This is a genomic window from Enterobacter sp. E20 (genome assembly GCF_000801755.2).
Classification (GTDB): domain Bacteria; phylum Pseudomonadota; class Gammaproteobacteria; order Enterobacterales; family Enterobacteriaceae; genus Enterobacter; species Enterobacter asburiae_B.
This window is the reverse complement of the sequence record NZ_CP012999.1, coordinates 2351087-2364805: the sequence shown is the minus strand read 5'-3', so window position 1 is coordinate 2364805 and position 13719 is coordinate 2351087. Positions and strand designations below refer to the sequence as shown.

The following is a 13719-nucleotide window of genomic DNA, read 5'->3' as shown; positions in this document are numbered from 1 at the left end:
CTGCTATTTCTTAAAAATGAATAATACTAACCACCTTATTCACGAAACGAGAATGCCATGGACTTAACCCAGCTTGAAATGTTTAACGCCGTCGCGCTGACGGGCAGCATCACCCAGGCGGCGCAGAAGGTGCATCGCGTGCCGTCTAACCTGACGACCCGCATCCGCCAGCTGGAAGCCGATCTTGGCGTCGAGCTGTTTATTCGTGAGAACCAGCGTTTGCGCTTATCCCCCGCCGGACATAACTTCCTGCGCTACAGCAGGCAGATCCTCGCCCTGGTGGATGAAGCGCGCATGGTCGTCGCGGGTGATGAGCCGCAGGGGCTATTTGCCCTCGGCGCGCTGGAAAGCACCGCCGCGGTGCGCATTCCCGAAACGCTGGCGCAGTTTAACCAGCGCTATCCGCGCATCCAGTTTGCCCTATCTACCGGGCCTTCCGGGACGATGATTGATGGCGTGCTGGAGGGAACCCTCAGCGCCGCCTTTGTCGACGGGCCGCTGTCGCACCCGGAGCTGGAAGGCATGCCGGTCTACCGGGAAGAGATGATGCTGGTCACGCCTGCCGGGCACGCGGAGGTGACGCGCGCCACGCAGGTCAGCGGCAGCGACGTTTACGCCTTTCGCGCGAACTGCTCGTACCGTCGACATCTGGAAAGCTGGTTTCATGCGGACAGAGCCACCCCCGGCCGCATTCATGAGATGGAGTCCTATCACGGCATGCTCGCCTGCGTCATCGCGGGCGCGGGCATCGCGCTGATGCCGCGCTCGATGCTGGAGAGTATGCCGGGACATCATCAGGTTGAAGCCTGGCCGCTGGCGGAAAACTGGCGCTGGCTTACAACCTGGCTGGTGTGGCGGCGCGGAGCGATGACCCGCCAGCTGGAAGCTTTTATAGCGCTGCTAAACGAACGTCTTCAACCAGCGCCTTCTCCATAAACAGGCTGAGCGGATCGTCAGCGTACGGGGCAAACGCCGGACGCAAATCGTACCCGCACTGCTCGTACAGGCGAACCGCGGCGCGCTGTTTGATGCCCGTCTCCAGCCTTACCGTGTGGCAATGGCGGCTCAGGGCCTCATCTTCCAGGGCGGCCAGCAGCGTCTCGCCGAGATGCTGCCCGCGATGGGCCGGATCGATATAAACCCGCTTCATCTCCCCCGTTCCGTCGCCGTTGAGCACGATGGCTCCGCAGCCTACGGCGTGCAGCTGCTGGTCACGAATGACCATCAGGATCAGCGAGGCTTCCGGCAGCGCGGACAGGTCGAGCAGATGGTTGCTTTCGGCGGGATAGAGTTCGCTCTGGTAGCGGTCAAGCGCCGCGATCAGCGCGAGAATGTCCGGGTGACGTGCAGATTCAGAGGTAATGGAATACATGGCAGGCTCCTTGCTGTTTTTATATCAACATAGCTCAGGCCTGCCGGGGTGGTTCATAGTATTAACTTATAGCGCGTCACTCAGCTAGCGCAGGAAGATTCGCCCTTTCAGGTACAGCGTAGCCTGGCCGCCAATCAGCACGCGGTCGCCCTTCAGCTCGCAGCGCAGATCCCCGCCACGGTATGACACCTGGCGGGCATTGAGTGACGTTTTGCCCAGCTTTTCGCTCCAGTAAGGGATCAGCATGCTGTGGGCGGATCCGGTGACCGGATCCTCCGGCACCCCTTCGCCCGGACAGAAGAAGCGGCTGACGAAGTCATATTCTTCTCCCGGCGCCGTCACGCAGACCATTTTATCCAGCGGAAGCATGGCCCTAATATCCGGCGTTAACGCTTCAACCTGCTGCTGGCTCTCCAGCACCACCATGTAATCGCGTCCGACGCGCACCTCTTTTGCCGCCGTGATGCCCAGCGCGCTAAACAGCAGCTCAGGTGGGTTTTCGACGATTTCCGTCGACCACGCGGGGAAGTTCAGCGTCAGCCAGTCGCCGCTGCGCTTGACGGTCAGCTCGCCCACGAAGCGCGTGGTGAAGGTGATTTCGGTATGCGGATAATCAAGGTATTCGAAAATGACGTGCGATGCGGCAAGCGTAGCGTGACCGCACAGGTTAATTTCATCCAGCGTGGTGAACCAGCGCAGCTCAAACCCGCCGTCGGTGCGCACGAAAAAGGCGGTCTCAGACTGGTTATGCTGTTGCGCCATTTTGAGCAGCGTTTCGTCCGGCAGCCACTCTTCCAGAGGACATACCGCTGCGGCGTTGCCGCCAAAGGTTTTATCGCTGAAGGCATCCACCAGATAAAAATCAATTTCCTGCATTGTCTCTTCCTCTCTTGTTATGGGTTTTTAGCGCAGAAAAACTGTGCCTTTCAGATAAAGCGTGGCCTGCCCGCTCATCAGCACGCGCGAACCTTTCAGCTCACAGCGCACATCGCCGCCGCGCGCTGAAACCTGACGGGCGAACATCGTGGTTTTGCCCAGCTTTTCGCTCCAGTAAGGGATCAGCATGGTGTGCGCGGAGCCGGTGACCGGGTCTTCCGGGACGGAAACGCCCGGTGAGAAAAAGCGGCTGACAAAATCATATTCCCCCTCACCGCGCGCCGTAACGCTCACCTTATGCTCGCCCGGCGTCATCGCCGAGAAGCGCGGCGCAAGCGCTTCAACCTGCTGGCGATTCTCCAGAACGATCAGCCATGCGCGCCCTTTACGGGCTTCAACGTAGCGGCTGATACCCAGCGCCGAGAGCATCTCCGGCGGGGGTGTCTCCTGATGGGTTGGGCATGCAGGGAAGTCCAGCGTCATCCACTCCCCCTCCCGGCTGACGGTGAGGCGGCCAGAGGCGGTATCAAAGTGGATCCGCGAATCCGGGTAATCCAGCTCGGTAAACAGCACGTGCGCGGCCGCAAGCGTAGCGTGGCCGCAGAGATTGACTTCGGTAAGCGTGGTAAACCAGCGTAGCTCAATGCCCCCTTTACTGCAGACGAAAAAAGCCGTTTCCGACTGATTATGCTGCTGCGCCATTTTCAGCAAGGTCTCATCGGGTAACCATTCCTTGAGCGGGCAAACGGCGGCCGGATTGCCGCCAAACGAGGTGTCGCTGAACGCATCTACCAGATAAAAATCAATCTCCTGCATTGTCTTACCGCCTGTTTTTATTGTGTTGTTCTTTTATATTCAATGAAAACGACGTTCCCGGCTACCGCTTTCATAAGGTAAATATTGAGACCTGCGTCACATAATGGTTGAGTTTTCGCCGTTCGACGTTTTAAGATCGTCTCCTCTTCTTTTCAGCAACGAATCTCCGACATCCCTATGACAACGAACACAGTTTCCCGCAGGGTTGCGTGGCTACGCGTGGTCACGCTGGCCATTGCCGCGTTTATTTTTAACACCACAGAATTTGTTCCGGTTGGGCTGTTGTCTGACATCGCTGAAAGTTTCCAGATGGAAACGGCGCAGGTGGGCATTATGTTGACCATCTACGCCTGGGTTGTGGCGCTGATGTCCTTGCCGTTTATGCTGCTGACCAGCCAGATGGAGCGGCGCAGGCTGCTGATCGGCCTGTTTGTGCTGTTCATCACCAGCCATGTCCTGTCGTTTATGGCGTGGAATTTTACGGTGCTGGTCATTAGCCGCATCGGCATTGCCTTTGCCCATGCGGTGTTCTGGTCGATCACCGCGTCGCTGGCTATTCGACTCGCGCCAGCGGGTAAACGCGCCCAGGCGCTGAGCCTGATTGCCACCGGTACCGCACTGGCGATGGTGCTGGGTCTGCCGATTGGCCGCATCGTAGGGCAATACTTCGGCTGGCGTACGACGTTCTTCGCCATTGGTATGGGCGCGCTGGTTACGCTGGTATGCCTGATTAAGCTGCTCCCCGCGCTGCCGAGCGAACATTCCGGCTCGCTGAAAAGCCTGCCGCTGCTGATGCGTCGCCCGGCGCTGCTGGGTATCTACCTGCTTACCGTTATTGTGGTGACGGCCCATTACACGGCATACAGCTACATTGAACCCTTTGTGCAGGTGGTGGCGGGCTTTAGCGCCAACTTTGCCACCGTCCTGCTGTTGATCCTCGGCGGAGCGGGCATTATTGGCAGCGTGCTGTTCGGTAAGCTGGGTAACCGGCATGCGTCAACACTGGTGAGCTGCGCTATCGGTCTGCTGCTGGCCTGCCTGCTGCTGCTGATGCCTGCCGCAGGCAGTGAAAGCCATCTGGCGATCCTCAGCCTGTTCTGGGGCGTGGCGATCATGATTATTGGTCTGGGCATGCAGGTGAAGGTCCTGGCCCTGGCGCCGGATGCAACGGACGTCGCCATGTCGCTGTTCTCAGGGATTTTCAATCTGGGGATTGGCGCGGGCGCGCTGGTGGGAAATCAGGTAATACTGCACGTATCGATGTCGGCGATTGGCTATCTGGGCGCCATTCCGGCCCTGGTGGCGCTGGTCTGGTCAGTGCTCATCTTCCGTAAATGGCCGGTGGCGCTGGAGGAACAGGGTCAGCACGGGTAAGCCTTCTTGCCGGGTGGCGGCTTCGCCTTACCCGGCAATCACATCAATGATAGGTCTTAATAATTTCCAGCACGCCGTTAATAATAAACTGCACGCCCATACAGACCAGCAGGAAGCCCATCAGACGGGAAATCGCCTCGATACCGCCCTTGCCTACCCAGCGCATAATGGCCCCAGAACTGCGCAGCGACGCCCACACGATAACCCCGATAATCGCAAAAATCAGCGGTGGCGCAACCGTCAGCACCCAGTCCGGGAAGGTTGCGCTGTCACGCACCGTTGATGCGGAGCTGATGATCATCGCGATGGTACCAGGCCCCGCCGTGCTCGGCATGGCAATCGGTACAAAGGCGATATTCGCACTCGGCTCGGTTTCCAGCTCTTCCGATTTACTGGCCGCTTCCGGCGACTCATGCGCTTTTTGCGCCGGGAACAGCATGCGGAAACCGATAAAGGCCACAATCAGCCCCCCGGCGATACGCAGGCCGGGGATGGAAATCCCGAAGGTGTTCATCACCACCTGTCCGGCATAGTAAGCCACCATCATGATGGCAAACACATACACCGAGGCCATCATCGACTGATGGTTGCGCTCGGCGCTGTTCATATTCCCTGCCAGACCGAGGAACAGCGCCACCGTCGTTAACGGGTTAGCCAACGGCAGCAAGACCACCAGCCCAAGGCTGATTGCTTTTATTAAATCCAACATAGTGCGTTGTTGTCCTTATCCATATTTAACACAGCAATTATAGGGTGAAAGTGTGACATTGAGCCATGGGTGCAACGCAACGATTATTTCCGTCCTGGAAAGATAACTGACAGTTATCTATATGATTTGAAAGACCTCAAAAAAAGTTCATGAAACGTTTTAGCAATTCGTGGCATCGGCTGACTCATTCAGTTGACTTATACTTGCCTGAGCAATAATATCTGCCGTGACTAACTACTTGCCAGGGCAACCATTGTGAAAAGCACCAGTGATATCTTTAACGACGTTGTTCCGCTGGGTCGTCTTATTCATATGGTAAATCAGAAAAAAGATCGCCTGCTCAACGACTATCTGTCACCGCTGGATATCACCGCAACACAGTTCAAAGTGCTGTGTTCCATTCGCTGCGAAGTGTGTATCACACCGGTTGAGCTGAAAAAGGTGCTCTCTGTCGATCTGGGCGCGTTAACCCGCATGCTGGATCGTCTCGTCTGCAAAGGATGGATAGAACGAAGCCCTAACCCGAATGACAAACGCGGCGTACTGGTGAAGCTGACCAGCGATGGCGCGGCCATGTGCGAGCAATGTCATCAATTAGTAGGACAAACACTGCATCAGGAACTAACAAAAAACTTAACGGCAGATGAAGTGGCAACCCTTGAGCTTCTGCTCAAAAAAATACTGCCGTAAACAGAAAAAGAGGTATGACGATGTCCAGACGCAATACTGACGCTATCACCATTCATAGCATTTTGGACTGGATCGAAGATAACCTGGAATCGCCGCTCTCCCTTGAAAAAGTGTCAGAGCGTTCAGGTTACTCCAAATGGCACCTGCAACGGATGTTCAAAAAAGAGACCGGTCATTCATTAGGCCAATACATTCGCAGCCGCAAGCTGACGGAAATTGCCCAGAAACTGAAAGAAAGCAATGAGCCGATCCTTTATCTGGCGGAGCGTTACGGATTTGAATCGCAACAGACCCTGACGCGTACGTTCAAGAACTATTTTGACGTGCCGCCTCATAAGTACCGAATCACCAGCGTGCCGGGCGAATCCCGATACCTGTATCCGTTAAAACACTGTAGTTAATCATCGCCTGTAAAGACGTAACCGAGGAAATCATGAAAGTTACCGCCTCCGCCGCCCTCGCCTTGCTGGTGCTGTTCTCCAGCCAGACCTTCGCGGAGCAAACCCCTCGTGCAACGCAGCAAAATAATCCTGATACGATGATTTTGCCGTCAGCACATGACCAGTCGCCTTATGATTTCAACCATATGGGTGCTGGTAGCGACAAATCCGACGAATTAGGCGTGCCTTATTATAATCAGCACGGCCTCTGATTCGTTTTTGCCCCGCAGACGCGGGGCTTTTTTTATGCCTTTTCGCTTACCCGCGTCGCCCGACGAACCCGTAAACCAAACACGTTAATGTACAGCCCGGCCATGATCAGCACGGCGCCAAACAGCTGCAGCGCGCTCAGCGTTTCATCCAGCAAGAGTGCCGCACTGGCAAGCCCCACCACCGGCACCAGCAGGGATAACGGCGCCACGCGCCAGGTTTCATAACGCCCCAGCAGCGATCCCCAAATCCCGTAGCCCACAATGGTGGCGACAAAGGCCAGATAGACAAGAGAAAGGATTGTGGTCAGATCGATTTCGACCAGACTGTTCAGCATTACATCCGGACCATCCAGAATAAACGACGCCGCCAGAAACGGGATTATCGGGATCAGCGCGCTCCAGACAACCAGGGACATCACCGCCGGACGCGCCTCGTGCTGCATAATCAGCTTGTTGAAGATATTCCCGCAGGCCCAGCTCAGCCCCGCCGCCAGCGTCAGCATAAAGCCGAGCAGCGCCACATCCTGGCCGTTAAGGCTGGCTTCAATAAGCACCAGCACGCCGAACACCGCCAGCGTAATGCCCGCCAGCTGTTTGCCCTGCAGACGCTCGCCAAACACGAAGGCGCCGAGAATAATGGTAAAGAACGCCTGCGCCTGCAGCACCAGCGAGGCCAGACCGGCCGGCATCCCGAACTTGATGGCGCAGAAGAGAAACGCGAACTGGCCAAAGCTGATGGTCAGGCCATAGCCCAGCAGCAGCTTTAAAGGGATCTTCGGACGGGCGACGAAAAAGAGCGCCGGGAACGCGACCAGCAAAAAACGTAAACCGGCCAGCATCAGCGGCGGCATGTTGTGCAACCCCAGCTTGATGACCACAAAATTGAGCCCCCATACTACGACCACCAGCAACGCCAGCAGCCCGTCTTTACGCGTCATACCCTGCCCCTGAATTATTAATTATTTGTTAACAGTTCAAGGTAACAGAAAAAAGCGCGCGGCGAGAAGATCATTAATTCTGGCAGTCAGGCTAAGCACTTACGGATAAATTAGGTGCTATACAAGCCCCTTATGTCATGGTAATCCTGTTAACACACGTCTAAAAAAAGCATAAGCAACTGTCGGGCAGGAATATGAAACCATCTCTCAGGCGCTCAACCGCAGCGCTGCTGGCGTCGTCATTGTTATTAACCATCGGTCGGGGGGCAACGCTGCCGTTTATGACCATTTATCTCACGCGCGTCTACAGCATGAGCGTCGAGAATATTGGTTATGCCCTGACGATTGCGCTGACAATCGGCGTGGTGTTCAGCCTGGGATTTGGCATTCTTGCCGATAAGTTTGATAAAAAGCGCTACATGCTGATTGCGATCGTGGCCTTTATCGCGGGGTTTGTCGCGATCCCGCTGGTCGATAACGTCACGCTGGTGGTGCTGTTCTTTGCGCTGATCAACTGCGCCTATTCCGTCTTTTCAACGGTGCTGAAGGCCTGGTTCTCCGACGTGCTCACCGCAAGCCAGAAAGCGCGCGTCTTCTCGCTTAACTACAGCTTTCTGAACATTGGCTGGACGATCGGGCCGCCGATTGGCACCCTGCTGGTGATGTACAGCCTGCAGCTGCCGTTCTGGCTGGCGGCCTTCTGCGCGGCGCTGCCGCTCGGATTCATCCATTTCTTCGTGCAGAGAAGCGTTGCGCTGGATACCGCCGAGGAGAAAATGCCCTGGCAGCCGTCGGTACTGCTGAAAGACCGCGCGCTGTTCTGGTATACGCTCTCTGGCCTGCTGGCGTCATACGTCGGCGGATCGTTCGCGACCTGCATTTCGCAATACGTTCTGGCCGCGCATGCAGACAGTAATTTCGCCGAAAAGGTGGTCGCCGTGGTATTGCCCGTCAACGCCGCCGTGGTGGTGACGCTGCAATATGCGCTGGGCCGCAAGATCTCTGCCAGCAATATTCGCCCGCTGATGACCCTCGCCACCCTGTTTTTTATCGTGGGGCTGGGTGGCTTTATGCTCTCCGGGGAAAACCTGGTTTACTGGGGCATCGCTGCCGCCATCTTTACCCTGGGTGAGATTATCTATGCACCGGGCGAATACATGCTGATCGACAACATTGCCCCGCCGGGGATGAAGGCAAGCTATTTCTCCGCGCAGGCGCTGGGCTGGCTCGGCGCGGCGGCAAACCCGATGATCACCGGTATTATCCTGACCAACCTGCCGCACTGGTCGCTATTTGTCATCATGATGGTTGCCATCGTCATGGCGTGGCTGATGATTTTGCGTGGGATGAGCGTGAAGGCGTGGTGTGAAACGCCCAACGTGGCGTAGCGCTTCCAGGCCGGGTGAGGCGTAGCCGCCACCCGGCAATAAAGCATCAGTGGTGCAGCATTTCCTCTACCACCTGCTCTTTGTACATCTCATTCGGATAATAGGTCGGCCAGTTATCCATCTCTTTCAGCAGCGCCTCGTGGGAGGTGTTGCCCATGAAAATGTGGAAGTGCGAAGAGGCCTTCGGTGCGATGGTGTGGTCGCTGAACTGAACAAACTTCGGTGCCTTGCTGCCGGCATCCTTACATTCAAACAGGTAGCGAACGCCTTTTTTGCCCGATGCGTAGGTCAGTATTTTGTAGCCGCTATAATCATACTGACAGCGGCTGACCGCTTTGCCCTTATGAAATTCCATCACGTTATTTTCGATGCCGATAGCATCCACGTCCGTCGCATATCCCTTGCGGTAGTACGCTTTCACCTCGTCAAAGGTTTTGCTTTTGTCTTTCTGCGCTTTCTGTTTAAACACCGGATCCAGCGAACCGTCCAGCAGGAACGGATAGACCGACTGCCAGGTCCCGTCCCAGTCAGACAGCGCTCTGTCCTTCACGTCCTTATCCTCAAACACGCCGTTCGACGCCCTCTGTTCCGCTTCGGTCATCTGATGGCCGTGCGAGTGAGCAAACAGCTGGCCGCTGACCAGCAGCGCCCCCAGAGTCATGGCAAATTTCCCAAAATGTGCAGCCAACATAACACCCTCATTCCGTTTTATAAGAATGCGGATGTTATATTATAACATTTTAAATCGCAACCAATCCGCGAACGCCCTCCTGCTCCATGTTTTCACCCCGGCCGCGCTGGATAATGGTGCCGCGCGACATCAGCAGATAGCTGTCGGCCAGCTCGGCGGCAAAGTCGTAAAACTGTTCGACCAGCAGGATCGCCATGTCGCCTCGGTTCGCCAGGGTGCGGATCACCTGTCCAATCTCTTTAATCACCGATGGCTGTATGCCTTCGGTCGGCTCATCGAGAATCAACAGCTGCGGACGGCTCGCCAGCGCGCGACCAATCGCCAGCTGCTGCTGCTGTCCACCGGAGAGATCGCCCCCGCGACGATGCCTCATCTCTTTAAGCACCGGAAACAGCTGCCAGATCTCATCCGGAACCTGCTTCGCCTCGCGGGCGGAAAAACGCGACAGCCCGAGCAGAAGATTCTCTTCCACGGTCAGGCGCGGGAAAATCTCGCGGCCCTGCGGGACGTACGCCACGCCAGAGTGCACCCGCTGGTGCGGCTTGCTGTGGGTGATCTTTTTACCCTGCCAGAGGACCTCCCCGGTTTTCGCCGGGATCAGCCCCATCAGACACTTCAGCAGCGTGGTTTTCCCGACGCCGTTGCGCCCCAGCAGGCAGGTGACTTCTCCGGTGACGGCTTCAAAACTCACGCCGCGCAGGATATGGCTGCCGCCGTAATACTGATTCAGTTCGTTAACCTGTAACATCATCGCTCCTTAGCGCCCCAGATAGACCTCAATCACCTGCTCGTTAGCCTGCACCTCGCGAAGCGAACCTTCCGCCAGCACGCGTCCCTGATGCAGCACCGTGACGTGGTCGGCGATAGTCTCAACAAAGCCCATATCGTGCTCCACCACCATCAGGGAGTGCTTACCCGCCAGCGTTTTGAACAGCTCGGCGGTGTATTCGGTTTCCGCGTCGGTCATCCCGGCGGCCGGTTCATCCAGCAGCAGCAGGTGCGGGTCCTGAACCAGCAGCATACCGATCTCCAGAAACTGTTTTTGCCCGTGCGAAAGCAGCCCGGCGCGGCGGTCGCGCTCGCTGCTAAGGCGCAGCAAAACCAGCATCTCATCGATGCGGTCGCGCTGTTCACCGTTGAGTTTTGCCCGCAGGCTCGCCCAGACGGATTTATCGGTTTTCATGGCGATCTCCAGGTTTTCCCACACCGTCAGCGCTTCAAAAACCGTGGGCTTCTGGAATTTACGGCCGATCCCCTGGCGGGCAATGGCCGCAGGCTCCAGCGCGGTCAGGTCGATGGACTGATCGTAAATCGCCCTGCCGCTCTTTGGCCGCGTTTTGCCGGTGATGACGTCCATCAGCGTCGTTTTACCGGCGCCGTTGGGGCCAATCACGCAGCGCAGCTCGCCCACGCCGATATTCAGCGACAGATCGGTCAGGGCCTGAAAGCCGTCAAAATTGACGTTAATGGCCTCAAGCTGCAGCACCGGGTCGGTCTGTTCACGGTAACGATCGCCGGGCAACTGGCGGGTGAATAACCCTTCGGCTGGCTGCATTATTTCTCTCCCTTTCGAAACAGAGCGTAGACGCCGCGCGGTAAAAACAGCGTGACGGCGATGAAAATCAGCCCCAGAAACAGCTGCCAGTATTCCGGCATCGCGACGGTGAAGAAGCTCTTCGCCCCGTTCACCAGCGCCGCGCCAATCACCGGCCCGACCAGCGTGCCGCGCCCGCCCAGCGCCACCCAGATTGCCGCTTCTATTGAGTTCGTCGGCGACATTTCACCGGGGTTGATAATGCCCACCTGCGGGACGTACAGCGCCCCCGCCAGGCCGCACAGCACGGCGGAGAGCGTCCATACCAGCAGCTTGAACCCGCGCGGATCGTAGCCGCAAAACGTCAGGCGGTTTTCGGCGTCGCGAACGGCGGTCAGGATGCGTCCAAACTTGCTCTTCGCCAGCGCAAATCCGGTGCCCAACGCCAGAAGCAGCAACAGCACGGTCGCCAGAAACAGCGCGATGCGGGTGGTCGTTTCAGTTACCGAAAACCCGAGCAGCGTGGTGAAGCCGGTAAAGCCGTTATTGCCGCCAAAACCGGTTTCGTTGCGAAAGAACAGCAGCATCCCGGCATAGGTCAGCGCCTGGGTCATAATCGAGAAGTAGACCCCTTTTATCTTGGAGCGGAAGGCGAACCAGCCGAACACCAGCGCCAGCAGGCCCGGCACCATCACAATCAGCACCAGCGCCCAGGCAAAATGCTGGGTTCCCCACCAGAACCACGGCAGTTCGCTCCAGGAGAGAAACGACATAAACGCAGGAAGACCGTCACCCGCAGCCTGGCGCATCAGGTACATGCCCATCGCGTAGCCGCCCAGAGCGAAGAAGATACCGTGCCCAAGAGAGAGCATCCCGGCGTAGCCCCACACCAGATCCAGCGCCACCGCAACGATGGCATAGCAGAGGATCTTGCCAATCAGCGTCAGCATCCAGGTCGACAGCGCCAGCGGATGCGTCGCAGGCAGTAAGGCGAAAAACGGTAATATCAGCAGACACACCACCATCAGGCTGCCTGCAAGTTGCGTTGTGCGTGGCGCTTTGCGCGCCAGCGTTAAGGTCAGCGGCTGGCTCATCAGTCAATCACCCTCCCTTTCAGCGCAAACAGCCCCTGAGGGCGTTTTTGAATAAACAGCACGATCGCCACCAGAATCACGATCTTGCCCAGCACCGCTCCCATCTGCGGTTCAAGAATTTTATTGAAAATACCCAGACCAAACGCCGCGGCCACGCTGCCTGCCAGCTGGCCTACGCCACCGAGCACGACCACGAGGAAGGAATCAATAATGTAGCCCTGACCCAGCTCCGGCCCGACGTTACCGAGCTGCGATAGCGCCACGCCGCCTAACCCGGCAATTCCTGAGCCAAGCCCAAACGCCAGCATATCGACGCGGCCTGTCGGTACCCCGCAGCAGGCGGCCATGCTGCGGTTCTGCGTCACCGCACGTACGTTCAGCCCCAGACGGGTTTTATTCAGAATGAGCCAGGTAAAGAACAGCACCAGCAGAACGAAGCCCAGCACCACAATGCGGTTCCACGGCAGAGTCAGGTTGGCAAAAACCTGCACCCCGCCGGACAGCCATGCCGGGTTGGCCACCTCCAGGTTCTGGGCGCCAAAGGTCATGCGCACCAGCTGGATGAGCATCAGGCTAATCCCCCACGTTGCCAGCAGCGTTTCCAGTGGGCGACCGTACAGATGGCGGATCACGGTGCGCTCCAGCACCATCCCGATGCCCGCCGTCAGGCAGAACGCCACCGGAAGCGCGATAACGGGATAGAGCGCCAGCCACTGTGGCGCAAGCCCGGCCATCGCCTGCTGCACCATCCAGGTGGCATACGCCCCCAGCATCAGCATCTCACCGTGCGCCATATTGATGACGCCCAGCAGGCCGTAGGTGATGGCAAGCCCCAGCGCCGCCAGCAGCAGCACCGACCCCAGAGAGAGCCCCATGAACGCCTGGCCCAGCAGATCGCCCCACATCAGTCGATGCTGGATCTGGCTCAGGCTCTCCTGCGCGGCGGCGCGCACCCCGGCATCCGGCTCTGTCTGTGCCTGGGTAAACGGGGTAAGTCTGGACTCCACGTCCGGATCGTCGGACTGCCCTAATAACTCGACGGCCTTGCGGCGCACCTCTGCCTGCGGGCTGGCTAGCTGGAGGTTCGCCACCCCCAGTAAAAGCGCCTGACGTGCCACCGCGTCCGTTTCATCGTTTACCCGTTTTTCCAGAAAAGCGAGCATTCCGGGCTGGGCATCCCGCTGAAGCTGACGAGCCGCCGCCCGCCTTTCTGTGACACTGTCACTCACCAGCTGATGCGTAGCGATGGCCGTGGCGGCCAGAACCCGCAGCCGGTTGGTCAGACGAACGGCTTTGGCTGCCCCTTCGGTCGACTTAGCGTCACCGAGCGACACCATTTGACCGTTGCGCTGCGCAAAGGCGTGCTTTTGGCTGTCGGTATAGAGGTTTTCTTTTTGCAGTGCCTGCAGCAGCGGCAGCCTCGCGGCGTCCGGCGCGGCGGCCCACTGCGTCAGCAACTCCGCCTGCTGGCTGCGGCTGGCGGCAACAAAACGATCGGCATCCGATGCCTGCGCCATCCCTGGCAGCAGTCCGGAAAGCCATACAAGAGCGATGAACATGCGCATGGCGTTCATGACGTTTCTCC

At 57.7% G+C, this 13719-nt stretch carries 16 protein-coding genes; 6 read left to right on the top strand and 10 right to left on the bottom strand.

The window, feature by feature from the left end; translation table 11 throughout:
• Positions 1-57 precede the first annotated feature (57 nt).
• Positions 58-936 carry a putrescine utilization regulator PtrR gene (ptrR, locus tag NI40_RS11160; RefSeq protein ID WP_023335713.1) on the top strand — a complete coding sequence of 293 codons (879 nt, stop codon included), beginning with the start codon at positions 58-60 and terminating at the stop codon, positions 934-936.
• Here the strand turns inward: ptrR and NI40_RS11155 are convergent.
• The 3 genes from NI40_RS11155 to NI40_RS11145 form a co-directional block, all read right to left on the bottom strand.
• On the bottom strand, positions 890-1372 hold the full coding sequence (locus NI40_RS11155; RefSeq protein WP_039262482.1) for a GNAT family N-acetyltransferase: 483 nt from the start codon (positions 1370-1372) through the stop codon (positions 890-892). The genes ptrR and NI40_RS11155 overlap by 47 nt on opposite strands.
• 84 nt (positions 1373-1456) lie before the next feature.
• Positions 1457-2248 (bottom strand): PhzF family phenazine biosynthesis protein, encoded by a 792-nt coding sequence (locus NI40_RS11150; protein WP_039262484.1) that lies wholly within the window; start codon positions 2246-2248, stop codon positions 1457-1459.
• A 27-nt stretch (positions 2249-2275) separates the two neighbouring features.
• Complete coding sequence (locus NI40_RS11145; protein WP_039262486.1) at positions 2276-3064, bottom strand: PhzF family phenazine biosynthesis protein; 789 nt, start codon at positions 3062-3064, stop codon at positions 2276-2278.
• Between the two features lie 177 nt (positions 3065-3241).
• On the opposite strand from NI40_RS11145, the gene NI40_RS11140 reads away from it, so the two are divergent.
• A complete protein-coding gene (locus tag NI40_RS11140) occupies positions 3242-4438 on the top strand; it encodes a sugar transporter (RefSeq protein ID WP_039262488.1) in 1197 nt (398 codons plus the stop codon).
• A gap of 43 nt (positions 4439-4481) precedes the next feature.
• Here NI40_RS11140 and NI40_RS11135 read toward each other — a convergent pair whose 3' ends face one another.
• On the bottom strand, positions 4482-5147 hold the full coding sequence (locus NI40_RS11135; protein WP_023311775.1) for a MarC family NAAT transporter: 666 nt from the start codon (positions 5145-5147) through the stop codon (positions 4482-4484).
• Positions 5148-5402: 255 nt separating this feature from the next.
• On the opposite strand from NI40_RS11135, the gene marR reads away from it, so the two are divergent.
• From marR to marB, 3 genes are read left to right on the top strand one after another with little or no spacing between them, the layout of a single operon-like run.
• A complete protein-coding gene (gene marR / locus NI40_RS11130) occupies positions 5403-5837 on the top strand; it encodes a multiple antibiotic resistance transcriptional regulator MarR (protein WP_008502236.1) in 435 nt (144 codons plus the stop codon).
• Between the two features lie 20 nt (positions 5838-5857).
• A complete protein-coding gene (gene marA, locus NI40_RS11125) occupies positions 5858-6238 on the top strand; it encodes an MDR efflux pump AcrAB transcriptional activator MarA (RefSeq protein WP_008502237.1) in 381 nt (126 codons plus the stop codon).
• Between the two features lie 32 nt (positions 6239-6270).
• Positions 6271-6489 (top strand): multiple antibiotic resistance protein MarB, encoded by a 219-nt coding sequence (gene marB, locus NI40_RS11120; protein WP_029741246.1) that lies wholly within the window; start codon positions 6271-6273, stop codon positions 6487-6489.
• 32 nt (positions 6490-6521) lie between these two features.
• Here the strand turns inward: marB and eamA are convergent, their stop codons facing one another.
• Positions 6522-7427 carry an O-acetylserine/cysteine exporter gene (gene eamA, locus NI40_RS11115; protein ID WP_033145532.1) on the bottom strand — a complete coding sequence of 302 codons (906 nt, stop codon included), beginning with the start codon at positions 7425-7427 and terminating at the stop codon, positions 6522-6524.
• A 194-nt stretch (positions 7428-7621) separates the two neighbouring features.
• Between eamA and ydeE the strand changes: the two genes are divergently transcribed.
• Complete coding sequence (gene ydeE, locus NI40_RS11110; RefSeq protein WP_039262491.1) at positions 7622-8815, top strand: efflux MFS transporter YdeE; 1194 nt, start codon at positions 7622-7624, stop codon at positions 8813-8815.
• Positions 8816-8861: 46 nt separating this feature from the next.
• Here ydeE and zinT read toward each other — a convergent pair whose 3' ends face one another.
• The 5 genes from zinT to urtB are packed head-to-tail and all read right to left on the bottom strand — an operon-like array spanning position 8862 to position 13708.
• Positions 8862-9503, bottom strand: coding sequence for a metal-binding protein ZinT (zinT, locus tag NI40_RS11105; protein WP_039262623.1), 642 nt, complete (start codon positions 9501-9503; stop codon positions 8862-8864).
• A gap of 52 nt (positions 9504-9555) precedes the next feature.
• Positions 9556-10254, bottom strand: coding sequence for an urea ABC transporter ATP-binding subunit UrtE (urtE, locus tag NI40_RS11100; RefSeq protein ID WP_039262492.1), 699 nt, complete (start codon positions 10252-10254; stop codon positions 9556-9558).
• Between the two features lie 9 nt (positions 10255-10263).
• Positions 10264-11061 (bottom strand): urea ABC transporter ATP-binding protein UrtD, encoded by a 798-nt coding sequence (gene urtD, locus NI40_RS11095; protein WP_023311769.1) that lies wholly within the window; start codon positions 11059-11061, stop codon positions 10264-10266.
• A complete protein-coding gene (gene urtC, locus NI40_RS11090; protein ID WP_039262493.1) occupies positions 11061-12134 on the bottom strand; it encodes an urea ABC transporter permease subunit UrtC in 1074 nt (357 codons plus the stop codon). The genes urtD and urtC overlap by 1 nt, the downstream gene beginning before the upstream one ends.
• Complete coding sequence (urtB, locus tag NI40_RS11085) at positions 12134-13708, bottom strand: urea ABC transporter permease subunit UrtB (protein ID WP_039262494.1); 1575 nt, start codon at positions 13706-13708, stop codon at positions 12134-12136. Before urtB ends, urtC begins: the two co-directional genes overlap by 1 nt.
• Positions 13709-13719 lie beyond the last annotated feature (11 nt).

Bases quoted from the DNA above. Each gene is read 5' to 3' on its own strand.
- ptrR (WP_023335713.1), top strand. From the start codon at position 58: ATGGACTTAACCCAGCTTGAAATGTTTAACGCCGTCGCGCTGACGGGC.
- NI40_RS11155 (WP_039262482.1), bottom strand. From the start codon at position 1,372: ATGTATTCCATTACCTCTGAATCTGCACGTCACCCGGACATTCTCGCG.
- NI40_RS11150 (WP_039262484.1), bottom strand. From the start codon at position 2,248: ATGCAGGAAATTGATTTTTATCTGGTGGATGCCTTCAGCGATAAAACC.
- NI40_RS11145 (WP_039262486.1), bottom strand. From the start codon at position 3,064: ATGCAGGAGATTGATTTTTATCTGGTAGATGCGTTCAGCGACACCTCG.
- NI40_RS11140 (WP_039262488.1), top strand. From the start codon at position 3,242: ATGACAACGAACACAGTTTCCCGCAGGGTTGCGTGGCTACGCGTGGTC.
- NI40_RS11135 (WP_023311775.1), bottom strand. From the start codon at position 5,147: ATGTTGGATTTAATAAAAGCAATCAGCCTTGGGCTGGTGGTCTTGCTG.
- marA (WP_008502237.1), top strand. From the start codon at position 5,858: ATGTCCAGACGCAATACTGACGCTATCACCATTCATAGCATTTTGGAC.
- marB (WP_029741246.1), top strand. From the start codon at position 6,271: ATGAAAGTTACCGCCTCCGCCGCCCTCGCCTTGCTGGTGCTGTTCTCC.
- eamA (WP_033145532.1), bottom strand. From the start codon at position 7,427: ATGACGCGTAAAGACGGGCTGCTGGCGTTGCTGGTGGTCGTAGTATGG.
- ydeE (WP_039262491.1), top strand. From the start codon at position 7,622: ATGAAACCATCTCTCAGGCGCTCAACCGCAGCGCTGCTGGCGTCGTCA.
- urtE (WP_039262492.1), bottom strand. From the start codon at position 10,254: ATGTTACAGGTTAACGAACTGAATCAGTATTACGGCGGCAGCCATATC.
- urtD (WP_023311769.1), bottom strand. From the start codon at position 11,061: ATGCAGCCAGCCGAAGGGTTATTCACCCGCCAGTTGCCCGGCGATCGT.
- urtC (WP_039262493.1), bottom strand. From the start codon at position 12,134: ATGAGCCAGCCGCTGACCTTAACGCTGGCGCGCAAAGCGCCACGCACA.
- urtB (WP_039262494.1), bottom strand. From the start codon at position 13,708: ATGAACGCCATGCGCATGTTCATCGCTCTTGTATGGCTTTCCGGACTG.